Genomic DNA, 21,918 nt, shown 5'->3' with positions numbered 1-21,918 from the left:
GAATATGCAGGTAACAATAGACGGCATTCAATATGAGCCTGTCAGCAATTCACGTTCTTCAATTGGCATCGCCATAACTACCCATAACAGACCAGAAGTTCTTAATCGCGCCATTGCGCAGCACTTGAAACATCTTCCATCTGGTGCGCTGGTGGTTGTTATAGACGATGGCTCCAATCCTCCAGCAGTAGTTCCTGATGTGGTTAAGTTAGTACGCCATGACCAATCACGCGGTATCGTTGCCTCTAAGAACGTCAGCTTAACCGAGCTGGTGGATGCTGGATGCGAACATTTATTCCTTTGGGATGATGACGCATGGCCAATCGCTGATAATTGGCATCTTCCTTACATCAAATCACCCGAACCACACTTAGCTTATCAGTTTAAAGATCTGGCCACTGGCCCAAAGATGAATGACTTCGGCCTGTTGTACAGTGACGATAAGCATGTTGCTTATACTGGTCAGCGTGGCGTTATGCTTTATTACCATATAACCGCAATTGAGAAGGTCGGTGGTTTCGACAACATCTATGGACGCGGAATGTATGAGCATGGAGATCTGGCATTACGCATTCATAACGCAGGCATGACGACCTGGGCATTTGCCGATGTGGTTGGTTCTGAAAAGCTTATCCACTCTCTCGATGAGCACTGCGCTGTTAAGCGGTCGATACCTCCTTCAGACAGAAATGATCTAGCTGCAAAGAATGAAAAAATATTCAGTGCCCGTCGGGACAGTGGTTACTGTGGGTATGCCGAATACCGGAAAACAGAAAACGTTGTGATCACCAGCCTGATAACTGCTCAGGTTGATCCTCAGCGTGGCGCGAAAATGAAAGCTGACGCCAGCGCTCTACAGAAGTGGTCGAATTCAATCCAAGGTGTGAAGAAAGTTATTTTGGCCGATGAGCTAACTAAGGCCCCCGATGGAGCTGAACTGGTGAGTGTACTGGATGCCGGCATAACACCGTACTTTAGCCGCTGGCTCCATCTCTTCCAGTACCTGAGAGCAAACAAGCATTATAACTTTGTCTGGTCTACTGACGGCACTGACGTTGAAATGCTGCGTTCACCATGGGACGAAATGGAGCCTGGTAAAATTTACGTTGGTTCTGAGCATGCCACGTATTCACTTAAATGGATGCGTGATAATCATCATGGACGCTTCTACACAGACTTCCTGAATAAACATGCTAACGAACCGCTATTGAACTCAGGTCTCTTAGGTGGGCGACGAGAAGATGTGATGGCATTCGTTCATCGCATGATCCGACTCTACTTTTGGATTGAGAGCCACCGATTCTGGGGCACCGAAAAGGCACCATCGACTGTTGTTGAAATGGGGGCATTTGGAGTTGCTGCGAAAGAGTTCGGTGATCGAATCGTAACCGGACCTAAAGTCCACACTATTTTCAAATCGGATGGCATCGGCAAGGAGTCTGCATGGTGGAAACACAAGTGAAGTATGTTGTGGTTGGTCACCACTCGCGACACAAACAGGCGTTGTGCCTGGCTGAATCTCTCGGAGCTGTTCTGCTAATCGATAGCGGTGACCATGGCGCGAACTGGAATCATCGCCGCGCGCTGGAGTGGGCAGCCAATCAATCATGCCGTGTGGTAGTGCTTGAAGATGATGCTATGCCAGTTGCTGGTTTCTGCGAAAAGATTGCTGTATGGCTTGCATGTTATCCGGATGAACTGTGTTCATTTTATCTTGGCACTGGCCGTCCACCACAGTATCAACTGGAGATAGCATCAAAGCTAATAGCAGCAGATAAGGCCAGATCTGACTACATTACATTGCCGCGTCTTATTCATGGTGTCTGCTACAGCGTACCTCAGCAGCACATCAAGAGAGTTCTGGATAAGTGGAGCCACAGCAAAGCAGCAGACTATGCAGTCGGTGATGCTTACGGTGGACCTGTTGTTTATCCATGCTACTCACTTGTGGACCACGCTGATGGACAGCCAGTAGAACCAGCCAGAGACAATCAACCAAGAACAGAACGCCGCAGAGCATGGAGATTACATGTCTAAGCTAAAGACATTACAGCCGCGCTTAAACGCTATCGACACCCGAAGAATAAAGCCTGTCTATGGTGAGAATCGCCGAGTTAACGGTAGCGCAAGGGTTAGCCTCAAGCGTCGTATCTATGCGCGCGATGGTGGCCACTGTTGCATGTGTCAGCGAGTGGTTGACCTGCATGACAGTGAACTTGATCACCGCATAGCTCTACAGTTCGGTGGTGACAACAATGAAGGCAACCTGTGGACGCTGTGCATCGAGTGTCACTCAGGTAAGTCATCGCGTGAGGCATCAATGAACCAGCCTGACAGCGAGGCTCTGAAGCACTCAGTACCTAAAGGAAGCGGGCCGACAATCACTATTTTGTGAGGTTTCTATGGAGTGGTTATTACTGCTTATTCTTGCCGCCTTCGTCACCCTGCTGATACACGCATCCAATGGTGCACAGCCAACATGGATGTCATGTAAGGAGAGCAGGAATAGATACGGAACGCCGAAGCGTATTGATAGTAGGCTTCCTGGTGGTGGATATCAGCCAGTGAATCAGGAAGGTGAAACTGGGGAAATATTACCCCCACCTAAAAGACCATAGGTGGGGGGGGGATGGTTGGGTGTCAACGCCGATCGCGCTGGACACCGCGCCCCCTCTCACGCACAGAAAAAATTCACCTCTGGAGGGTATAAACATGTTAACAGCGCAAAAGCGAAAATTCGCCGTCGCGCTGATGTCCGGTATGTCTCAAAAGGATGCGGCAATAAAGGCGGGATATTCTGAGAAATCCGCACGGTCCAAGGGGTCGCAGCTTGCAAAAGACCCGGAGGTCATCGCGTTTATTGGACGTAAAAAAAAGGAAGTCATCGAAACAGACGACGTACCGACGTACCGTCAAAATGTTTACATCCCAGCGGTAAACAACCCTGAAAAAAACAGGGCTCCGGTAACACCGCCAGAGGCCCCACCTGTTGCCGGGACTTTTGATGATCCGCTCGAATTTCTTATGGCGGTAATGAACGATTCAACCGAAGAAATTGACGTCAGAAAGGATGCGGCGAAGGCCATGCTTCCCTATATCCATCCCAAAAAGGGGGAAACAGGGAAAAAAGATGCGCGCCATGCTGCGGCAAAAGCGGCCGCTGGTGCCAGTAAGTTCGGTTCAATGGCTCCGCCAAAACTGGTTGTGAATAATAATAAGGGGTGACGTATGGCGCAGTGGTCTACAGCCTGTACGGACTGGGAAGCGCGCCTGGTCGCCGGTGAATCCATCATTCCGCCGCCCATTTTTCCTGATCAAGCGGCGCAGGCGCTGAGTATCCTCCGGGAACTGCGGGTTTCTGACCTGCCGGGCAAGCCCACATTCGGAGAATGTTCTGAAGAATGGGTGTTCGATTTCGTCAAGGCCATCTTCGGTGGTTATGACGCTGAGACAGGAAACCAGCTGATTCGCGAATATGGGCTGCTGATATCGAAGAAGAACACCAAATCGACAATCGCGGCGGGCATTATGCTGACCGCACTTATCCTGTGCTGGCGAGAGGATGAAGAACACCTGATTCTGGCACCGACTAAAGAGGTTGCCGACAACAGCTTTAAGCCCGCTGCCGGGATGATACGCGCTGATGATGAACTCACCGACATGTTCCAGATACAGGATCATATCCGCACTATCACGCACCGGGTGACACGTAACACACTGAAAGTCGTGGCCGCTGATACTGATACGGTGTCCGGTAAAAAGTCCGGCCGGATTCTTGTCGACGAACTCTGGCTTTTTGGCAAACGCGCCAATGCCGAAGCGATGTTTATGGAGGCGACGGGCGGACAAGTATCCCGTAATGAAGGGTGGGTTATCTACCTCACCACTCAAAGCGATGAGCCGCCTGCTGGCGTATTCAAAGAACGCCTTGATTACTGGCGCTCTGTACGCGACGGAAAAATCAACGATCCCAAAACGCTGGGAATTCTCTATGAGTTCCCACAAAGCATGGTTGAAAGAAAGGCCTATCTCGATCCGGATAATTTCTACATTACTAATCCGAATATCGGGCTCTCGGTCAGCGCTGAATGGATATCAGACCAGCTTCGCAAAAATCAGGCAAAAACCGATGGCACATTGCAGCAGTTTCTGGCCAAGCACCTCAATATTGAAATTGGGCTGAACCTGCGCACCGATCGCTGGGCGGGCGTCGATTTCTGGGAGCAACAGGCACAGCGTGTCAGCTTTGAAGACTTACTACGGCGATCAGAGGTGATCACCGTTGGGATAGACGGCGGCGGCCTTGATGATCTGCTGGGTGTTTCTGCGGTCGGGCGTGACGCTGCAACACGAGAATGGCTCTGCTGGTGTCATGCATGGGCACATGAGATAGCAGTTCGCCGGCGTAAAAGTGAGGAATCCCGATTTCACGACTTCGTGAGAGCCGGTGACCTGACCATCGTGAAGTGCGTCGGACAGGATACGGAAGATGTGGCCGAATACGTCAGCCGAATCCATGCAGCGGAGTTGCTCGACAAGATCGGCATTGACCCTTCCGGGGTCGGGCAGATACTCGATGCACTTATTGAGGCGGGAATTCCCGCTGATGCGGTAGTCGGTGTCAGCCAGGGCTGGCGACTTGGCGGCGCGATTAAAACCACCGAGAGAAAGCTTGCCGAGGGCGTATTGATACATGGTGGTCAGCCGATGATGGCGTGGTGTGTCGGTAATGCCAGAGTTGAGCCGAAAGGCAACGCCATTCTGATCACCAAGCAGGCCAGTGGCAAGGGCAAGATTGATCCCCTGATGGCGCTGTTCAACGCTGTTTCCCTTATGGCCCTTAACCCTGAACCTGCCAAAAAAGATTACCAGGTATTTTTCGTATAACAAACACGTCAGTTAATGACCCGCACAGGCGGGTTTTTCGTTTCTGGAGGACAGCAAATGAATAATCGCGCCTATAGCCTGATGCAGGTAAAGGCGGTCAATGAGGACTCTCGGGAGATTACCGGCATCGCCAGTACCCCTGAACCTGATCGCTATGGCGACATTGTAGACCCTGCCGGTGTGAAATTTACTCTTCCGTTACCTCTGCTGTGGCAACACTGGCATGACGAGCCAATAGGCCAGGTTACAGAAGCAAATGTCACCGACACTGGCATCGAGATTAAAGCAAAGCTGGTAAAACCAGATGCGGATATGCCATCGCAACTGGTCGCCAGGCTTGATGAAGCGTGGGCATCTATCAAAACGGGTCTTGTCCGTGGGCTTTCTATCGGATTTAAGCCCATTGAATACAGCTTTATTGACGATGGCGGCATCCGGTTTATTTCGTGGGAGTGGTATGAGCTTTCTGCTGTAACTGTTCCTGCCAACGGTGATTGCTCCATTCAGTCTGTTAAATCAATCGATCGCAAGTTTCTTGCCGCGTCCGGCAATAAAAAAACCGTCGTTAAATCATCCATTTCCGCTGGCGCTACAGCAACCAATACCAAAAAAGGAACCAATTCGATGAATATTGCAGAACAAATCAAGAGCTTCGAAGCGAAGCGTGCAGCGCTGGCAGCCTCGCTGAGCGACATCATGAGTAAAGCTGCTGATGAAGGCCGTACGCTTGACGCAGAAGAAACTGAAAGCTACGACGACACGTCTACCGAAATTAAGGCGGTTGATGAGCATCTGAAACGCCTGCGCGATATGGAAAGCAATATGGCATCGACCGCTAAACCGGTAGCAAAAGCCGCTAACGGCGAAGTCACTACCGTTAAGGCTGGTGCACCAGGCATCATCCGCGTCGAACAGAAGCTGGAAAAGGGTATTGCCTTTGCCCGCTTTGCGAAGGCGCTGGCCGCCGCTAACGGCAGTCGTTCCGAAGCGCTGGAGATCGCCCGCAAACAGTATCCTGACGACGCCAAACTGCATCATGTACTGAAAGCTGCCGTGGGCGCCGGTACTACCACCGACCCTCAGTGGGCTGGTGCGCTGGTTGAATATCAGGAATATGCGCTGGATTTTGTTGAATTCCTCCGCCCGCAAACCATTATCGGGCGTTTCGGGCAGGGTGGTATCCCGGCCCTGCGTCAGGTTCCGTTCAACATCCGTATCCCGGCGCAGACTTCCGGCGGCTCAGCGAACTGGGTGGGGCAGGGCAAGGCCAAACCGCTGACCAAATTCGACTTTGAGTCGATCACGTTCAGTTTTGCCAAGGTGGCGGCTATCGCGGTACTGACCGATGAACTGATCCGCTTCTCCAACCCGGCAGCCGATGCGCTGGTGCGTAACGCCCTGGCTGAAGCGGTCATTGCTCGTCTGGATACAGACTTTATCAACCCGGCGAAAGCTGAAGTTGCTAACGTCTCTCCGGCCTCAGTAACCAACGGTATTGTGGCCGTTCCGTCTACCGGTGACCCGGATGCTGATGCTGAAGCGGCCTTCGCCCAGTTTGTTTCGAATAACCTGCAACCGACGGGCGGCGTATGGATCATGTCCAGTACTAACGCGCTGGCGCTGTCCATGAAGAAAAACGCACTGGGACAAAAAATGTATCCGGAAATGACCCTGCTTGGCGGCACCTTCCAGGGCCTTCCGGCTATCGTTTCCCAGTTCGCGGGCACCAACCTGACACTGCTTAACGCACCGGATATCTATCTGGCTGATGATGGCGGCGTGGCGGTGGACATGTCGCGTGAAGCCTCTCTGGAAATGGAAAGCGAACCAACCGGCGACAGCATCACCCCAACCGGAACTGAGCTGGTTTCCATGTTCCAGACCAACAGCGTGGCTATCCGTGCTGAGCGCTGGATCAACTGGAAGCGCCGCCGCACGGCAGCGGTAGCGGTTATTTCTGGTGTGAACTACAGCTCTAACCAGGGCAGCTAAACGGCGGAAGGGGGGCGGGGGAAACCCCGCCGTAATGCATGGCAAAAATCAGATATCTGCAACGCACCCATGATTCGGAGTCGGGAGACGTGAAAACCGTGGACGATCGGTGCGCACGGGTGCTGGTACTGCTTGGTAAGGCTGAATATTTCACCGGCGCACGTACTGGTGGCAAAAAGAACAAGCGAAAAGCGGAGAACGGCTAATGTGGAATCCTTTCCGGAGAAAACAGGGAAAAGAAAAAGCCCTGCAGCAGCCTGTCAGCCGCGGAGGCTGGTCGCCATTATTCGGCTTTATGCATGAACCATTCGCCGGAGCATGGCAGCGCAACCTTGAAATTAATCAGGACACCGTTCTTTCTTATTATGCTGTGTTCGCCTGCATCTCGCTGATTGCGAGTGATATTGCCAAGATGCCGCCACGGCTGATGCGTCGTGACTCAAAAGGGGTTATGCACGAGGTCAGGGCGGGGGATATTCCGGCACTGTACAAAAGGCCAAATGCCTTTCAGAACCGGATACAGTTTTTTGAACACTGGCTGAACTCAAAGTTATGCCACGGAAATACGGTGGCGTTAAAAATACGCAATAGCGCCGGAAAAATTACCGAACTCAGGCTGCTGGACTGGAACAAGGTTACTCCGCTGGTGGCGGATGATGGTTCTGTCTTCTACCAGATAAACCCTGACAATATGACCGGAATTGAATCGGAAGTTACCGTCCCGGCGCGCGAGGTGATACACGATCGCTTCAACTGCCTTTTCCATCCGCTCATCGGTTTGTCTCCCATTTATGCTGCTGGTCTGGCGGCGATGCAGGGGCATCACATTCAGGAGAACTCGGCCTATTTTTTCCGCAACGGTGGCAAGCCGAGCGGTGTGATTGAAGTGCCTGGTACCCTGACTGAAGAGAACGCCAGAAAAATTAAGGATAACTGGGATTCCGGTTATTCCGGTGAGAATTCAGGTAAGACCGCCATTCTGAGCAATGGCGCGAAGTATAACCCGACAACGGTATCAGCCGTTGATGCGCAGACTGTTGAGCAGTTAAGCATGACGGCGCAGATCATCTGTTCTGTCTTTCATGTCCCGGCCTATAAGGTTGGCATTGGTGAATTACCCACTCATGACAATATCGAAGCGCAGGACCAGCAGTATTACTCGCAGTGCCTTCAGTCGCTCATTGAGTCGATAGAACTGCTTCTGGATGAGGCTTTCGGGCTTGAGGGGGATTCAGGTACTGAATTTGATGTGAATGCACTGCTGCGTATGGACAGCGAACGCCGTATCAAATCACTCGGCGAGGGTGTGAAAAATACCATCCTGACGCCAAATGAGGCGCGACGAAGTGAAAACCTTCCTCCCTTACCCGGAGGCGATGCGCTGTATCTTCAGCAGCAGAACTTCAGTCTTGAGGCACTGGCGCGGCGTGACGCTTCTGATGATCCGTTTGCCAAATCCGGTACCGGCAGCCATACCGCGCCTGACGACGCGGAAGGGAAATCTATGTCTGAAGCTGAACTGACAGCGGCAAAAGCCATGCTGAGAGGATTGTTAACCAAATGAATGAACGTGAACTTTCCCTTATCAGGGCTCTTGGAGAGGAATTTTCTCTTGCGCTTGGCGAACTTCGCGAGTCTTTCAGAAAAAGCCTGAGCGACTATCAGCGAACAACGGAAGAGCAGCTTAAACAGCTCTCACTGGAGGTCATGGCACTGAAGGATACTCCGGCACCTGACTTTACCACGCTGCTGGCCGATGCAGTGGTATCTCTTCCGGTTCCTGAGGCTCCTGAATTGCCAGATATCGGCGCTATGGTCAGCGAGGCGGTGTCCGCCCTGCCTGTACCGCAGGACGGCAAAAGCGTGACAGTGGAGGAGATTCTCCCTGTTCTGGCGGAGCTGGTCAGCAAGGCAGTTGGTGACATGCCTGTGCCGAAAGACGGCAAAGACTACGATCCGGAGGCACTCAAACAGGCCGTTGACGATGCTGTCAGTAAAGCCGTAGCGGAAATTCCCGTACCGCAGGACGGCAAAAGCGCGACAGTGGAGGAGATTCTCCCTGTTCTGGCGGAGCTGGTCAGCAAGGCAGTTGGTGACATGCCTGTGCCGAAAGACGGCAAAGACTACGATCCGGAGGCACTCAAACAGGCCGTTGACGATGCTGTCAGTAAAGCCGTAGCGGAAATTCCCGTACCGCAGGACGGCAAAAGCGCGACAGTGGAGGAGATTCTCCCTGTTCTGGCGGAGCTGGTCAGCAAGGCAGTTGGTGACATGCCTGTGCCGAAAGACGGCAAAGACTACGATCCGGAGGCACTCAAACAGGCCGTTGACGATGCTGTCAGTAAAGCCGTAGCGGAAATTCCTGTACCGCAGGACGGCAAAAGCGTGACAGTGGAGGACATCAGACCTGTATTGCAGGAGCTTATTACGGCAGCAATGCCGGAAATTCCTGATGTTAAAGCTCTCATCAGTGAGGCTATGGCTGAGATCCCCGCGCCGGAACCTGGCAGGCCCGGCGAAGATGGCCGCGATGCGCTTGCGCTGGAATTACTGCCTTTTATTGATGGGTCAAAAAGTTATCCCCGTGGTTCTTATGCCACCCATAACGGAGGCCTCTGGCGGGCCTATGAGAAAACTCACGGCATGCGTGGCTGGGAATGTGTAGTTGATGGTGTTGCTGGCGTTGATGTCGGCAAGGAAGGGATGCGTAACTTCACTGTCACCGTTAACCACGCCAGTGGTGCCAGTGAGAAAAAAACTTTTGATTTGCCAGTTATGGTGTACCGGGGCGTATTCAAATCAGGTGATGAATATCTGCCTGGCGACACTGTGACGTGGGGCGGCTCTCTTTGGCACTGTGACGAACAGACGCAGGATAAGCCTGGTGAAACAGGCGCTAAAGGCTGGACGCTGGCCGCCAAGCGCGGTCGTGATGGGAGGGATAAAACATGATTGAACTCGTCACTCTTGATGAGGTTAAAGACCACTGCCGTATTGATGGGGACCATAGCGACAATGATCTAACAGGAAAAATCCGTGCCGCAAGTTCCGCAATTATTCGTTTTTGCCAGGGCAGCAGGGACAAAATCGTTGATACCAATAACCGACCGCTGGAAAGTGAAGAATGTTCGCTGGCAAAGGAGGCGACGTTACGCCTTGTCACTAAGCTTTACAACGATCCTGATGGCACAACAGTGCAGAATTTAAAGCAGGGCGAGTTACCTTTTGATGTGACGATGCTTATCTGGGAGCTGCGACTGCCAACGATTATTTAAGGGGGATAAATGTCATGTTCCGGGTGCTATCAGCAGCGCTAGTGGATAAAAAAGTGGGTAAAAATAGCTTATGAACGAGCAACAGGTAAACGCGCTGATAGCAGCGCTGAGCGAACAGAACGAAGCGCAGAGAGAGCAGACGGAAGCGTTAAACCGCCTGGCTGAATCAAATGAAGCCCTGTGTGATGTCATTATCCAGTCACTGGCCGGAGATGAAGGTATTGATGCTACTTCATTAGGCGACGAGCGACCCGTTTACTTGAGTCAAAGACCGAGGGGGTGATATGCAAGCTGGGAAATTACGTCACAGGGTGACCCTGCAGGAGACGGTAAAAGATCAAAACCCGACAACGGGAGCCGTAAAAAACACCTGGCGGGATGTGGCAACTGTCTGGGCGGAAGTTTCCCCGTCGTCAGTGCGTGAATTTATTGCTGCGCAGGCGGTTCAGGGGGAAATAACCACTCGCATTGTTATTAACTATCGTGCAGGGATTACCAGGAAACACCGTATTCTTTTTCGTGGTGGCATCTACAATATCGAAGGTGTTTTGCCCGACCCGAAAAGCGGGCGTGAATACCTTACGCTCCCGTGCTCAGAAGGGGTAAACGATGGCTGATGGTGTAGAAGTAAACCTTACCGGACTGGATTCTTTGCTGGGGAAAATGTCAGCAATTACTGATGTGACAAAAAGTAAAGCAGGGCGATTTGCACTTAGAAAGGCTGCTGAAGTTATCCGTGACAGGGCGAGAGGGAATGCTCAAAGAGTGGATGATCCACTTACCAATGAAGCCATCTTTAAAAATATTGTAGCGAGATTTGATAGCCGGAAATACAGGCAAACTGGTGATATAGCTTTCCGCGTTGGCGTACTTGGCGGAGCCAGGGCAACCAGAAGTGCTCGTGAACAAAGGAAAACTGATCGCCGTAGAGCAAGACTGGGGCAAACATCTTTATCGGAAATGGGGGAGATTGCTGGTTCTGGTAAGGGAAACCCAGGTGGAGCCACCTGGTACTGGCGTTTTCTTGAGTTTGGAACAGAACATGTTGCAGCTAAACCAATTCTCAGGCCCGCGATGAATGGTGTTGATATGCAGGTAGTTAACGTTTTCTCTACCGAGTTTGAAAAAGCTATCGACAGGGCTGTCTCTCGCGCGCAGAAGAAAGGAACGACAGCATGATTGCTCCAGTTTTTTCCGTCTGTTCGACAGACCCGAAAGTAAAAGAGTTGCTCGGTGCTCACCCGGTAAGGCTTTATCCGTTTGGCATGCTTGATGATGTTCTGGTGTACCCCTACGCAGTCTGGCAGAACGTGGGCGGTGAACCTGAAAATTACCTGAGTCAGAACCCTGACATCGACCGTTATTCCATTCAGGTGGATGTGTACGGTGACACCGATGAAGATGCTCTTGCTGTGGCGCGGGCATTACGCGATGTCATTCAGCGCAAGGCTTACATTACCCGCTGGGATGCGCAGGGCAGAGACCCGGTAACCCTCAAATATCGCTATTCATTCGATGTTGACTGGCTGGTCAACCGATAACTCAAAACCACTCACATCACACCGGCTATAAGCCGGTTTTTTTATATCCGGAGATGACTATGTCAGTAGTGACTCAAGGCACTCAACTTTTTGTGCTCGCGAATGGTGTCGTGAGCGAAATCGAATGTATTACGGCATTCTCACCAGGCGGTAGCCCGGCAGATCAGATTGATGATACGTGCCTCAGTGAACGCAACACCCGAAAGTATAAAAAGGGTTTACGTACACCAGGACAGGCAACGGCCACTCTGAACGCTGATCCAGCAAATGCCAGCCATTTGATGCTCAGCAATATGGCTGAGTCCAACGATCAAAGCGACGTAACGTTTGCGATCGGCTGGGCTGATGGGGAATCTAAACCAACAATCGGGAGCTCAGAGGGTTCTGTTGATGGTCTGACTCTTCCTTCAGATCGTACCTGGTACGTTTTCAAAGGTTATGTATCCGACTTCCCGTTTGACTTCCAGGGTAATACCGTCGTCCAGACTTCGGCAACCATTCAGCGTTCCGGCCAGGGGGCATGGATTCCGAAAGCGCAACCAGGCAGTTAATTAAGCGCGGGGATCATTCCCCGCCCCATTGATGTATATACCGGAAAACGACATGAAACTGACTCTTGATACGCTGAAGAAAACAGGCGCCTTTACTGGTCGTCCTGTTGAGAAAGAAATTAAATGGAAAGGTGCTGACGGGAAAGAGCAAATTGCCACAACCTATGTTCGCCCTCTGGGTTATCACACTGCTACATCTGACGTTCTCGCCGGTCTTGGCAAGATTGATGGCGTTGCTGGCCGTATTGCAGCTTCAATCTGTGACGAAGACGGGCATCAGGTGTTTACCGTTGCTGATGTAACAGGTGAGGCTGATCCGGAACGTGGCGCACTGGATGGGAATCTTACAGTGGCTTTGCTGGTGGCCATTCAGGAAGTTAACGATCTGGGAAAGACGGACTCAGCGCAGAAGACGAAATCTGGTGCGAACTAGTCCTCAACGGGATTGGTGGTCGTACCATTTCAGAAGCGCAGGAACGCCTTAGCTTCCTTGAGTTCCAGCAGTGGGTTCAGTATCGTCAAAAATACGGAAGCCTGAACCCTATGATGCGGACGGAATGGGGCGCAGCGCTGATTTCTTCTGTGCTGGCTAATGTGAATCGCGGTTCAAACACACCGGCATTCAGCATTGCTGACTTCTCCCCTCACATTGCAGCAGTAGAGCGCGTCGCCGCTAACGAACCAATCAGCCTGCAGGAAGCGATGCGCACTTGGGGATGAATACCTAAGGAATAAGTAATTTCATTTAGGTATTTTTACTCGTTTTTATTATTTATTTCTTTTAACTATAAAGTTATCAATTAATGTTAGGATTGTTGATATTGCTATTACAGCCATATATGCCATGGATAATCTATTCCCCATAAATGTTAGCTGCTCGAATGTATTAATTTTGTAGTTTGCGATGCCATTCAGTGTAGTGGATAACAAGTAGGGGTTTGTTAGACTTGAATATATTATTATTAAAATCCATGAGCAAAAGGAAAATATAGTTCCTCTATATAATCCTTGTATCAGTGATTTTATTGTTAAATAAACATTTGATTTCATTTTCATACTCCCTTTGGCAAAGTTTAATATTTCTGACGAACGAATCTCACTTAATCAGTAGATCATAATTCATATCAAATACAGGTGCTAGCATGGCTGGAAAATCCCTCGGAACACTCACCCTTGACCTGATCGCAAAGACAGGCGGTTTTGTATCAGGGATGGACAAAGCTGAAAGAGCATCCGCTCAATGGAGCAAACAAGTTCAGGAAGACGCGAGAAAAACTAGCCTCGCACTTGCTGCTACAGGTGCTGCCGCTGCAACTGCTGCATTAGGAGTAGGGGCTGCTGGGTTCCAGTTACTTAAAAGTACATCTAAACAAATCACTGAAACAGACCGCTGGGCAAAGTCCCTAAACATTTCTACCCAAAACCTTTTAGCTTGGCAATATGCTGCTGAGAAGGCTGGTGTTTCAGGGGATCAAATGGCTGATATCTTCAAAGATATCGGTGATAAGATTGGTGATGCAGTTCTAAACAAATCAGGTGAGGCTGTTGATGCATTAAATGCTCTCGGCCTCTCAGCTGTAAAGTTATCTAAGTCCACGCCAGATCAGCAACTGATGGCGATTGGAGATGCTCTCGGCAAAATCAATACAAACGCTGAAAAGACTACTATTCTAGAGAGCCTCGGTAACGACTTATCTAAACTTCTTCCTCTTTTTGATAACAACAATGAAAAATTGCGCCAGTTCATTGGGTTGGCAAAAGACTACGGGGTTGCTCCTGATCCTTCCTCTATTGAAAACCTTATTAATGTTAATAACATCTTCGAGGATATAGAGTCTCAGGTAAAAAGCCTGAAGGTGGAGATTGCTTCAGGCCTTGCAAAAGTCGACCTATCCGAATTAACAACATCATTTAATAAGGTTAGAGATGTACTCACAGACCCTAAGGTTATTTCTGGCCTTGTTAATCTAGTGAGTGAGGCCGCGCAATTGGCTGGTTGGTTAGTAACCATAGCCGCCAAACTTGGCGAAATAGCATCTTTGACCGGTAATCGGTTTGCAGCACTCAGCGGTAAAATAGATATCAACGATTCTGGAGATGTAGAGGAACGAATAACGTATCTGCAAAAAATGCTCGAAAACAAGAGTGATATCTACAGCCAAGATAAGTCGTTATTTTCATGGTTTACTGGTGGGGATGATAGTGTAAAAACCCTCAATGATGAGCTAACTAAACTTTTAGCCCTACGTGAAAAGCTAAAAAAGGAAAATCAGCCAAAATCCACACTCCCAATTCAGACAGCAACGGTAGGAACTGGATTTGCGTTAGATGAGGATGAAAATAACGGTAAAAACAAGCCAGATAGCACCGCTAAAAAACTTGAATCAGCTTTTAAATCAATGGAGACAAGTTACCTCCGTCAGATTGCTCTCATCGACACTACCGGAAAGAAAAGCGCCGAGGTTACTGAACAACAAAAACTACAATTTGATATCGCTGACGGCAAGCTAACAGGTCTTAATGAAACACAGAAGCAACGCCTTGAACAACTTGCTACAGAGGTTGATCGCCTGAATGCTGTTAAAAAGGCGAACGAGGAGAATCTAAAACTGGCTGAATACATTTCGAATCTTCAACGTGAAAATTCTAATGCTGCTGCTTCCCTTGATGCTGATGTTATTGGCGCAGGACTTGGTGATAAAGCGCGCGAAAGGATGCGTGAGCAGCTCGAAATTGAGCGTGAATTTAACGAGAAGCGGGAAGATTTGCAGCGCCGTCGTCAGGATGGAAGCATTAAAACCTCAGAAGAATGTGACCGCTATAACCAGGAACTGGACAAGGCGCTTGCTGAGCGACTCGATAAATACCGTTCTCATTATGACCAACTGGATGAGTTACAGGGGAACTGGCTGGCAGGGGCTCAGAATGGTCTGGCTAACTGGGTAGATACTTCCAGCGATTATTACACTCAGGTGTCAGATTTAGTCGGTAACACCCTTGATGGTCTGGTGGACAACATGGCTGACGCCCTGAGTGGTAATAAAGCTGACTGGGCAAGTTGGGCAAACAGTGTGCTGAATGAGCTGCAGAAAGTGTTGCTCAGGGCAATTATGGTTAACACGCTTAAATCGGCAGGAGATAGCGGGTGGTTTGGTTCACTGGGTGGGATGTTTGGTAGTTCAGTGGCTGGCGCAGCATCCGCTGGCGGTGCAACACCGTCCGGAGCTTATACTGGTGCGGCATCTCAATTGAAATTCGCTAAGGGCGGCGTAATGGACTCCCCTGATCTGAGTCGTTTCCGTAATGGCGTCGTGAACAGCCCGACGATGTTTGCATTTGCAAAAGGTGCAGGTCTGATGGGAGAGGCTGGCCCTGAAGCGATAATGCCCCTGACGCGAACTGCTGACGGTAATCTCGGTGTTCGTATGGTGGATGACACAGTTTCTTCTGTTGGCGGTGGCGGGGCTCAGCTCCAGCAAACTATTCAGCAGCATTTCTCTATTTCCGGTAACGGAGATGCTGCACTGAAGCAGGCCATGCAGGAAGCTGCGCGACAGGGAGCCAATGATGGGGCAAAGCAGGCGCGACAGGCCATGCTTGAGGACTTTTCGAATCGTGGACAGGGTAGGCGCTTACTTGGTGTGTAATGCATTATTAATATTCATTAAGCCGAAAGGCGGGAGACAGTTATGACTTTAGAACAACGAGTTGAGTCACTTGAATTTAAAGTAGGGTTTCCGAAAGAAAATGGAGTAAGAATTTCCTTCGGTGAAAATTTGGCCATGTCATCTACACAGCGTATTGGTAGTAACGTGTCGGTGAATATTGACAAAGCAACAGTGGTTACTATCCAGTACAGTGAAGACTTAACGCCAGAACTTACGTTGGAAGGATACAATCAGCGGGCGAAAGAGCATGCTCGACAATCTATCAAAAAAATTATAAAAGCGGCCCAAATTCAGACCGCTATATTCAGAGTTAGTGATGGTTATGTAAACATCAATTCTTCTGTTGTGGTATGACTTTTACTGAATCAAGCAGGTTAAGAAAAACGTTTTGAGCATGTTTGTGAGCTTCTGCAAGCTCCCCAGTGCTGTTGGTGGATTTGATAAAATTAACCACGGCCTCCTTGTTGCCAGTCGAAATAACAAATGCGCTAAAAGTCTGCATAAGTAACTCTGTCATTGCGTAATTTTTTCTCGCTGTGTCGTTCATTCCTGCGAGAACTTCTTCCAATGAGATAGGTTTTGACATTTTTCAATCCTTTTTAGAGGTAATCAGCCATCCCTCCTAATCATCAAACACCAGTGTCCAACAACTGACGGGCTGAACACGTATTTTAACTATGAATATCAACCAGTAACATCCTGACAAATGATCAGTAGCGCCTCCGTGCGCAGAATAATGCAGGAGAATTTATGGCTGTACTCGAATGGCCGGAAGATGTCTGTCCCGCGTCGCTGAACTGGCGACCAGAAAGTAACACCAAAACCTTCCGTTCCACCTTCAATGGGGCATCGCAGACAGCACGATTCCCCGGTACCCGCTGGGTATGTTCCCTGACCTTTAATAACCTGACAGATGAAAAGTCCAGGCTTATTGATGCTCTGGTGGCTTCGCTTGATGGTGAGTATGGCAGGGTAAAAGTCCGTGACTGGGGGAGAAGTGGCAGAACGCCAGCGGGCGAGCCCGTTGTTGATGGCGCTAATCAGACCGGAACCCAGCTTCAGAGTAAGGGCTGGACGCCGGGAACAGTGGTGCTCAGACAGGGCGATTATTTCACTGTTAACGACGAGCTAAAGATGGTTACAGCCGATGTGACGAGCGCGGCGAACGGTACCGCAATGATTGCATTTGCGCCGATGTTGCGTAGTTCGCCGCCTGCTAATGCTGCCATTGAGGTTGCGAAACCCTACGGCATTTTCAAACTGAAGGATAACCAACAGGGTGCTGGTAACCGTGTGCCGGGTGTTTTTACCAGTTACACGCTGGAGCTTGAGGAGGCATTTTAATGCTGTATTCCCCGTTTTCGGATTCAATGGTGGACTGGTTATCCCGTGACAGGGTGACGGTCGCGATCGCCGCCAATATTCAGTTTGAATCCGGCACCGTGTATGTGCATTCCGGTACCGGGACGCTGGTTCTCGGCGGCTATGTTTATTACGGCATGGGCCGCATGGGCTCTGTTGATGATGCCAGTGAAACCAGCACAACCAGCCCGACACAGGTCAAAATGACCCTTTCCGGTCTGGATATGGCTCTCTTTGCCACCACGCTGAATGAGCGCTGTGTTGGCAGAAATGCCGAAATCTATCTGGTGGTCATGGATGATAACGGTGTTGTCCAGGTTGCCGATCTCCTGTTCAAAGGGCAGGTATCCAGCACAGGTGCGACTGCTGGCGGGACGAATGCCCTGCAGTACACCATCAGTAATATTTTTGAAGACTGGCAGCGTCCTTTCCCTGATCGCTATACCGATGAATCGCAGCAGGCTGCTTATCCCGGCGACCGCATATTCCGGTATGTAGCGCAGATGTCTGAACGTTCTATTTACTGGGGCAGTAAAAAAGATGCGCCAGGATTTACCTATAAGTGAGGCAACATGAAGCATCCGGACTGGCATAACAGATTAATCACCGTAATAAGGGCCGCTGAAAAGCGGCCTTTTTTATGGGGTAGTCATGACTGCTGCCTGTTCGCGGCGGACTGTGCTCAGGCCATGTGCGGCGAGGATTTTGCGGCAGGCTGGCGCGGAGCCTACGACAGCGAACATGGGGCAAAAAAGGCGATATTGCGCGGTGGCGGTTCGCTTGAAAAGGTGCTGGCCCGGTATCTCGATGAAGTGCCGGTGAAGCTGGCGCAGCGTGGGGATATTGCCGTTGTTGAAAATGCGGGATCGCGGTGTGCCGGGGTGGTGTATTCCGGCGTTGTATGGGTACCTGGTGAAAATGGTCTTGTCAGTCTGCGGGTTAAGCCGCTGAGTGTCTGGAGGGTGCGTTAATGCCTGCTGCTATTCCTGTCATTGCGACCGTTGCTGCAGGTGCTGCCGCCTCATATCAGTATTACGGGATCTCAATGGCTATCACCGTTGCCGCCCAGGTGGCAACTCAGGCGCTGACCAAAAAGCCATCACTGGACTCCTACCGTGACACATCGGAACGTAAACAGGTCCTTCGTGCCGCAGCCAGCGCCAAAACGGTTGTTTACGGTCACACCACGACAGCGGGAACATTGCTCTTTTCAGAGGAAGAGTCGGGGCAACAGGATGACGGTGAAATGTTGCATCTGGCCATTGCCCTGGCGGGTCACTCATTATCCCGTATTGGAACCGTCTGGCTGGGTGACGAACCGATCAGCAGTTTTCCGGAGCATGCGTCTTTTGAACTGCACACCAATCGGCAGACCGTAGATCCATATATGCTGGCAAACTGTCCGTCATGGAAAGAAGACATGATCGGAAAGGGGATCACGTGGCTGCGCGTGTCCCTCAAATTCAGTGCAGAAAAATTCCCGTCAGGTATCCCGAATATCAAGGTCGAAAAGTACGGGCGTGCCGTTTATGACCCGCGTACCGGGTTGACGGGTTACAGCAACAATGCGGCGCTGGTTATCCTGGACTATTACCGCAATTACCTGAAAGTGCCTGACGCCGATATTCTCTGGGAACAGTTTCAGGAAGCAGCGAACATCTGTGATGAGGATGTGATTACTGGCGGCAATACCGTTGAGAAGCGTTACACGATTAACGGTGAGTTCGATCTCAGTGAGAACAAGGTCAGTATTCTGGAGGGGATGCTGGCGGCATGTGCCGGGGATGTAACGTATACCGCGGGCAAACATGGTCTTCTGGTCGGGGCTTATTACGGACCCGCTACCGAAGTGATCACTGAAAGCCAGCTGGCCGGTGATATCGAAATCATGCCGGAGGTCTCTCAGGCGGAACGCGTTAACACTATCAAGGGGACATTCGTCGATCCGCAGCAGGGCTATACCGAAGCGGATTTCCCCTCTGTGTCTGTCAGTGAATGGGTGACAGAAGACGGGGTGGAAATATCGCAGGATATGAAACTGCGATTTGTGACTTCAGAATTTCAGGCCCAGCGCCTCGCTGATGTGAAGTTAAAGTGTACCCGCATCGCCAGGACGATGAACGTAACGTTAAACCTGAGCGGATACCGTTACCGCCCTGGAATGTATGTGAAGGTGAATTTCCCGTCTATCGGCATCGTCAATGTTGAGATGCGGGTAATGGACTGGAAGTTCGGCGTTCAGAACGGCGTGCAACTGACACTGAAGCAGGAAACAGCGGATGTATGGGGCGATGCCATCGGCAAACCGATCGAGCGACCGCCGTTCACTCAGTTGCCATCAGGCGGCGTGGCGCAGCCGCAGAACCTGAAATATACCGTGGAGGAAATCGGTCAGGTCGTACAGGGCATTTTGTCCTGGCAGAATATCGGGCCGGTGGCCTACAACAAAGTGATCATTCGTCGCAATGGTCAAATGGTCATGTCCGTCCAGGTTCCGGGGACGTTCACGCGTCTTACCGGGTTACCGAAAAATACCTACACAGCCCACGTTATTGCCGTAAACCAGATGGGGGCAGAGTCGCCGGAAGGGTATCTGGAATTCAGTATTGAAGCCCCGCCAGCACCTTCCCATGTTGATATTGAGCAGGGCTTCTTTGCCGTCACGCTGATCCCGCGTCTGGCGGCAATTACCAATGTTTCCACGCAGTTTGATTTCTGGACGTCAGGTGAAACAAAACTGCCTGATGCCTCAACAGTCACCGTGGAAGCGAATGCCAGCCGTGAAGGGATGGGAACCACCTGGACCAGTAATCAGCTACAGGTAGGGCATACCTATTACTGGTACATCAGGACCATTAACGCCTTTGGTGCATCCGGTTTTGTCGAAGTACCGGCGCTGTGCTCTATGGACACTGGCAGTCTCATAGACCTCATTGATGATGCAGTACAGAAATCAGACGCATTCCAGAACGTTAAGGCCGGTGTCGATACGAACCTGGAAGGCATTATGGAAAATGCGCTGGCGAACCATGGCACCGTTGAGCATCAGTATCAACAATATGGTGAGGTACGTGCTGATATTCTGGTCGTAAAAACCACGGTGGCTACCGCCGAACAGGGGCTCGCTGATCTGTCCAGTTATGTTCAGGCGTCAATCGGACCAGAAGGCACTTTGACTGCTGCGGTTAACCAGAAACTGACCGCCGAAGTAAATATTGATGGAACGGCAAAAGCTTCTTATGTCACTAATCTCGGCATTGTCAGGAATGGAGTGAAATACAGCACCGGGTTCGGTATGTCGATTGAGCCATCGGGGAACAGCTATAAATCCACAGTGGTTTTTGCTGCTGATCAGTTTGGTATTTATTCCGGAAGTGATCCGGGAAATTACACTGCTGCGTTCTTTGTCTATAACGGACAGGTATTTATCCGTGATGCTTTAATTCAGGATGGCAGTATCACCAATGCAAAGATTGGCAACTATATCAGGTCCACCTCTTTCGTTTCAGGTCCTTCAGGGGCTGGGTGGAATATCGATAAAAATGGTAACTGTGAATTTCATGGACAGTTTTATGCGAACAGCGGCCAGTTTTCATTTAACGGTACCAATAACACCGTCGTTATCAACGGTAATGGACTAACTGTCAATCTGCCTGGCGGTGGACGGGTTGTCGTCGGGAGGTGGTCATAATGCCGGAAGGTATTCTGATTGATTACAACGATGGCCGTCCGGTGATGGCAATTACTGCGGGGCTGCGGGCCCCCAGTTTTTGCACATCGTTCTCGGGCTGGTCATCCCAGCCAATGCAGTACCCGGTAAACACGCCACTGGTTCCAGGCTCTCAGGTTATTGTGATACCCACCAATCCTGTCTACACCTACTCATTTGCTGAATTTGATGTAGCCATTATGACGGGGGTCACCCGGAACGGGGACTCCGGGGTCATCATTGGCGCAGAGACAATCGGGGGTAAATCCCTTACTCCGGACTGGTCCGGCTACATTATGGAACTGCTGCCTGCAGCGACTTATAACGAAGGGTTACTGGTTGCGAACTCTACCGACTTCACCGCCATATCTAATCAGGCTGCGCTGATGACCTGCGCCTGGTCCGGGCGCATCACGGTTAACGGTATCGCATCTCTCCCGGTTGGTGGCATTCCTTTTGGGAAATGGGATAACCCGAATGTATCGGTGGGGTTTGATGGCGGCAATATTATCGTTCGCGATATCTCCTACACAGGGCGGGATGACGTGGCCGGAACGGCGACGATTGACCTGGTGATATTCAATCAGACCGCACATGTTGGCGGAGACGGTATCACCATGACCAACGCCGCTGGCCAGGTGACGTTCTCCACGCTGAAACGCCCCTTTGTATATGACCGACAAATCCAGATTACCGATGCATTCCAGGATATTGGCGGCGGGTTCTGCCAGATAGTTTATACCGGTGCACAGGTTCGTATGGACGGCGGTTACGGGAACCTTCGTATAAAAGGTGTTGTGATGTCGGGCGGCAGCGTCAGGTCTGCCTATAACCGGGTTTTTGGTAATTACTTCAGCAATGGATGGGATATGACCCGTAACAGAAATATCACCATGCCCATTCTCATTATCCCGAACATGTACTGAGGAAAAT

At 50.6% G+C, this 21,918-nt stretch carries 22 protein-coding genes and 1 pseudogene; 22 read left to right on the top strand and 1 reads right to left on the bottom strand.

The genetic code is table 11. The features are described from left to right. The first annotated feature begins 4 nt into the window (after positions 1 to 4). From G8S19_RS13195 to G8S19_RS13110, 17 genes and pseudogenes are all read left to right on the top strand, one after another. Positions 5 to 1,462, top strand: a complete 1,458-nt coding sequence (locus tag G8S19_RS13195) for a glycosyltransferase family 2 protein (protein ID WP_253685310.1) — start codon at positions 5 to 7, stop codon at positions 1,460 to 1,462. Next, positions 1,444 to 2,037 carry a hypothetical protein gene (locus G8S19_RS13190; protein ID WP_253685308.1) on the top strand — a complete coding sequence of 198 codons (594 nt, stop codon included), beginning with the start codon at positions 1,444 to 1,446 and terminating at the stop codon, positions 2,035 to 2,037. Before G8S19_RS13195 ends, G8S19_RS13190 begins: the two co-directional genes overlap by 19 nt. Further along, positions 2,030 to 2,395, top strand: a complete 366-nt coding sequence (locus G8S19_RS13185) for an HNH endonuclease (RefSeq protein WP_253685306.1) — start codon at positions 2,030 to 2,032, stop codon at positions 2,393 to 2,395. Before G8S19_RS13190 ends, G8S19_RS13185 begins: the two co-directional genes overlap by 8 nt. Before the next feature lie 317 nt (positions 2,396 to 2,712). Beyond that, the gene (locus tag G8S19_RS13180; RefSeq protein ID WP_119922270.1) at positions 2,713 to 3,225 is read left to right on the top strand and encodes a terminase small subunit; all 513 of its coding nucleotides are present in this window, start codon (positions 2,713 to 2,715) and stop codon (positions 3,223 to 3,225) included. A 3-nt stretch (positions 3,226 to 3,228) separates the two neighbouring features. After that, complete coding sequence (locus G8S19_RS13175) at positions 3,229 to 4,887, top strand: terminase large subunit (RefSeq protein WP_253685304.1); 1,659 nt, start codon at positions 3,229 to 3,231, stop codon at positions 4,885 to 4,887. 57 nt (positions 4,888 to 4,944) lie between these two features. Then, on the top strand, positions 4,945 to 6,879 hold the full coding sequence (locus G8S19_RS13170) for a phage major capsid protein (protein WP_137346166.1): 1,935 nt from the start codon (positions 4,945 to 4,947) through the stop codon (positions 6,877 to 6,879). A 205-nt stretch (positions 6,880 to 7,084) separates the two neighbouring features. Then, positions 7,085 to 9,831: pseudogene (locus tag G8S19_RS22500) on the top strand (phage portal protein). Further along, on the top strand, positions 9,828 to 10,154 hold the full coding sequence (locus G8S19_RS13155) for a head-tail connector protein (protein WP_119922244.1): 327 nt from the start codon (positions 9,828 to 9,830) through the stop codon (positions 10,152 to 10,154). Before G8S19_RS22500 ends, G8S19_RS13155 begins: the two are co-directional and overlap by 4 nt. A gap of 70 nt (positions 10,155 to 10,224) precedes the next feature. Then, the gene (locus tag G8S19_RS13150) at positions 10,225 to 10,437 is read left to right on the top strand and encodes a hypothetical protein (RefSeq protein WP_155020941.1); all 213 of its coding nucleotides are present in this window, start codon (positions 10,225 to 10,227) and stop codon (positions 10,435 to 10,437) included. Position 10,438: 1 nt separating this feature from the next. Beyond that, a complete protein-coding gene (locus G8S19_RS13145) occupies positions 10,439 to 10,771 on the top strand; it encodes a phage head closure protein (RefSeq protein ID WP_137364609.1) in 333 nt (110 codons plus the stop codon). Then, a complete protein-coding gene (locus tag G8S19_RS13140; RefSeq protein WP_119922247.1) occupies positions 10,764 to 11,333 on the top strand; it encodes an HK97-gp10 family putative phage morphogenesis protein in 570 nt (189 codons plus the stop codon). The genes G8S19_RS13145 and G8S19_RS13140 overlap by 8 nt, the downstream gene beginning before the upstream one ends. Then, positions 11,330 to 11,695: a DUF3168 domain-containing protein gene (locus G8S19_RS13135; RefSeq protein ID WP_200039004.1), complete on the top strand. Its 366-nt coding sequence runs from the start codon at positions 11,330 to 11,332 to the stop codon at positions 11,693 to 11,695. Before G8S19_RS13140 ends, G8S19_RS13135 begins: the two co-directional genes overlap by 4 nt. A 59-nt stretch (positions 11,696 to 11,754) precedes the next feature. Further along, complete coding sequence (locus G8S19_RS13130; RefSeq protein WP_200054552.1) at positions 11,755 to 12,246, top strand: phage tail tube protein; 492 nt, start codon at positions 11,755 to 11,757, stop codon at positions 12,244 to 12,246. Positions 12,247 to 12,298: 52 nt separating this feature from the next. Next, positions 12,299 to 12,679: a phage tail assembly chaperone family protein, TAC gene (locus tag G8S19_RS13125; RefSeq protein ID WP_253685300.1), complete on the top strand. Its 381-nt coding sequence runs from the start codon at positions 12,299 to 12,301 to the stop codon at positions 12,677 to 12,679. Between the two features lie 110 nt (positions 12,680 to 12,789). Continuing rightward, positions 12,790 to 12,966 (top strand): hypothetical protein, encoded by a 177-nt coding sequence (locus G8S19_RS13120; protein ID WP_253685298.1) that lies wholly within the window; start codon positions 12,790 to 12,792, stop codon positions 12,964 to 12,966. A 422-nt stretch (positions 12,967 to 13,388) separates the two neighbouring features. Next, positions 13,389 to 15,893: a phage tail tape measure protein gene (locus G8S19_RS13115; protein ID WP_253685296.1), complete on the top strand. Its 2,505-nt coding sequence runs from the start codon at positions 13,389 to 13,391 to the stop codon at positions 15,891 to 15,893. A gap of 42 nt (positions 15,894 to 15,935) precedes the next feature. After that, positions 15,936 to 16,268, top strand: coding sequence for a hypothetical protein (locus G8S19_RS13110; protein WP_253685294.1), 333 nt, complete (start codon positions 15,936 to 15,938; stop codon positions 16,266 to 16,268). Here the strand turns inward: G8S19_RS13110 and G8S19_RS13105 are convergent. After that, positions 16,246 to 16,500, bottom strand: a complete 255-nt coding sequence (locus tag G8S19_RS13105) for a hypothetical protein (protein WP_253685292.1) — start codon at positions 16,498 to 16,500, stop codon at positions 16,246 to 16,248. The two genes, G8S19_RS13110 and G8S19_RS13105, sit on opposite strands and share 23 nt — an antisense overlap. 164 nt (positions 16,501 to 16,664) lie before the next feature. Between G8S19_RS13105 and G8S19_RS13100 the strand changes: the two genes are divergently transcribed. From G8S19_RS13100 to G8S19_RS13080, 5 genes are read left to right on the top strand one after another with little or no spacing between them, the layout of a single operon-like run. Beyond that, the gene (locus tag G8S19_RS13100) at positions 16,665 to 17,258 is read left to right on the top strand and encodes a hypothetical protein (protein WP_253685290.1); all 594 of its coding nucleotides are present in this window, start codon (positions 16,665 to 16,667) and stop codon (positions 17,256 to 17,258) included. Next, the gene (locus tag G8S19_RS13095) at positions 17,258 to 17,842 is read left to right on the top strand and encodes a hypothetical protein (RefSeq protein ID WP_253685288.1); all 585 of its coding nucleotides are present in this window, start codon (positions 17,258 to 17,260) and stop codon (positions 17,840 to 17,842) included. Before G8S19_RS13100 ends, G8S19_RS13095 begins: the two co-directional genes overlap by 1 nt. A gap of 6 nt (positions 17,843 to 17,848) precedes the next feature. Then, positions 17,849 to 18,247, top strand: coding sequence for a hypothetical protein (locus G8S19_RS13090; protein WP_250010995.1), 399 nt, complete (start codon positions 17,849 to 17,851; stop codon positions 18,245 to 18,247). Beyond that, complete coding sequence (locus G8S19_RS13085) at positions 18,247 to 20,967, top strand: DUF1983 domain-containing protein (RefSeq protein WP_253685286.1); 2,721 nt, start codon at positions 18,247 to 18,249, stop codon at positions 20,965 to 20,967. The genes G8S19_RS13090 and G8S19_RS13085 overlap by 1 nt, the downstream gene beginning before the upstream one ends. Continuing rightward, positions 20,967 to 21,911, top strand: coding sequence for a DUF6453 family protein (locus tag G8S19_RS13080; RefSeq protein WP_253685284.1), 945 nt, complete (start codon positions 20,967 to 20,969; stop codon positions 21,909 to 21,911). Before G8S19_RS13085 ends, G8S19_RS13080 begins: the two co-directional genes overlap by 1 nt. The last annotated feature ends 7 nt before the right edge of the window (positions 21,912 to 21,918 follow it).

This window comes from Citrobacter sp. SX206, from assembly GCF_024181025.1.
GTDB lineage: Bacteria > Pseudomonadota > Gammaproteobacteria > Enterobacterales > Enterobacteriaceae > Citrobacter > Citrobacter youngae.
Note: the sequence above shows the minus strand (reverse complement) of the source record. Positions and strands in the feature narration are given on the sequence as shown.

Coding starts and splice junctions, on each gene's coding strand:
- G8S19_RS13195 (WP_253685310.1), top strand. CDS start 5: ATGCAGGTAACAATAGACGGCATTCAATATGAGCCTGTCAGCAATTCA.
- G8S19_RS13190 (WP_253685308.1), top strand. CDS start 1,444: ATGGTGGAAACACAAGTGAAGTATGTTGTGGTTGGTCACCACTCGCGA.
- G8S19_RS13185 (WP_253685306.1), top strand. CDS start 2,030: ATGTCTAAGCTAAAGACATTACAGCCGCGCTTAAACGCTATCGACACC.
- G8S19_RS13180 (WP_119922270.1), top strand. CDS start 2,713: ATGTTAACAGCGCAAAAGCGAAAATTCGCCGTCGCGCTGATGTCCGGT.
- G8S19_RS13175 (WP_253685304.1), top strand. CDS start 3,229: ATGGCGCAGTGGTCTACAGCCTGTACGGACTGGGAAGCGCGCCTGGTC.
- G8S19_RS13170 (WP_137346166.1), top strand. CDS start 4,945: ATGAATAATCGCGCCTATAGCCTGATGCAGGTAAAGGCGGTCAATGAG.
- G8S19_RS13155 (WP_119922244.1), top strand. CDS start 9,828: ATGATTGAACTCGTCACTCTTGATGAGGTTAAAGACCACTGCCGTATT.
- G8S19_RS13150 (WP_155020941.1), top strand. CDS start 10,225: ATGAACGAGCAACAGGTAAACGCGCTGATAGCAGCGCTGAGCGAACAG.
- G8S19_RS13145 (WP_137364609.1), top strand. CDS start 10,439: ATGCAAGCTGGGAAATTACGTCACAGGGTGACCCTGCAGGAGACGGTA.
- G8S19_RS13140 (WP_119922247.1), top strand. CDS start 10,764: ATGGCTGATGGTGTAGAAGTAAACCTTACCGGACTGGATTCTTTGCTG.
- G8S19_RS13135 (WP_200039004.1), top strand. CDS start 11,330: ATGATTGCTCCAGTTTTTTCCGTCTGTTCGACAGACCCGAAAGTAAAA.
- G8S19_RS13130 (WP_200054552.1), top strand. CDS start 11,755: ATGTCAGTAGTGACTCAAGGCACTCAACTTTTTGTGCTCGCGAATGGT.
- G8S19_RS13125 (WP_253685300.1), top strand. CDS start 12,299: ATGAAACTGACTCTTGATACGCTGAAGAAAACAGGCGCCTTTACTGGT.
- G8S19_RS13120 (WP_253685298.1), top strand. CDS start 12,790: ATGATGCGGACGGAATGGGGCGCAGCGCTGATTTCTTCTGTGCTGGCT.
- G8S19_RS13115 (WP_253685296.1), top strand. CDS start 13,389: ATGGCTGGAAAATCCCTCGGAACACTCACCCTTGACCTGATCGCAAAG.
- G8S19_RS13110 (WP_253685294.1), top strand. CDS start 15,936: ATGACTTTAGAACAACGAGTTGAGTCACTTGAATTTAAAGTAGGGTTT.
- G8S19_RS13105 (WP_253685292.1), bottom strand. CDS start 16,500: ATGTCAAAACCTATCTCATTGGAAGAAGTTCTCGCAGGAATGAACGAC.
- G8S19_RS13100 (WP_253685290.1), top strand. CDS start 16,665: ATGGCTGTACTCGAATGGCCGGAAGATGTCTGTCCCGCGTCGCTGAAC.
- G8S19_RS13095 (WP_253685288.1), top strand. CDS start 17,258: ATGCTGTATTCCCCGTTTTCGGATTCAATGGTGGACTGGTTATCCCGT.
- G8S19_RS13090 (WP_250010995.1), top strand. CDS start 17,849: ATGAAGCATCCGGACTGGCATAACAGATTAATCACCGTAATAAGGGCC.
- G8S19_RS13085 (WP_253685286.1), top strand. CDS start 18,247: ATGCCTGCTGCTATTCCTGTCATTGCGACCGTTGCTGCAGGTGCTGCC.
- G8S19_RS13080 (WP_253685284.1), top strand. CDS start 20,967: ATGCCGGAAGGTATTCTGATTGATTACAACGATGGCCGTCCGGTGATG.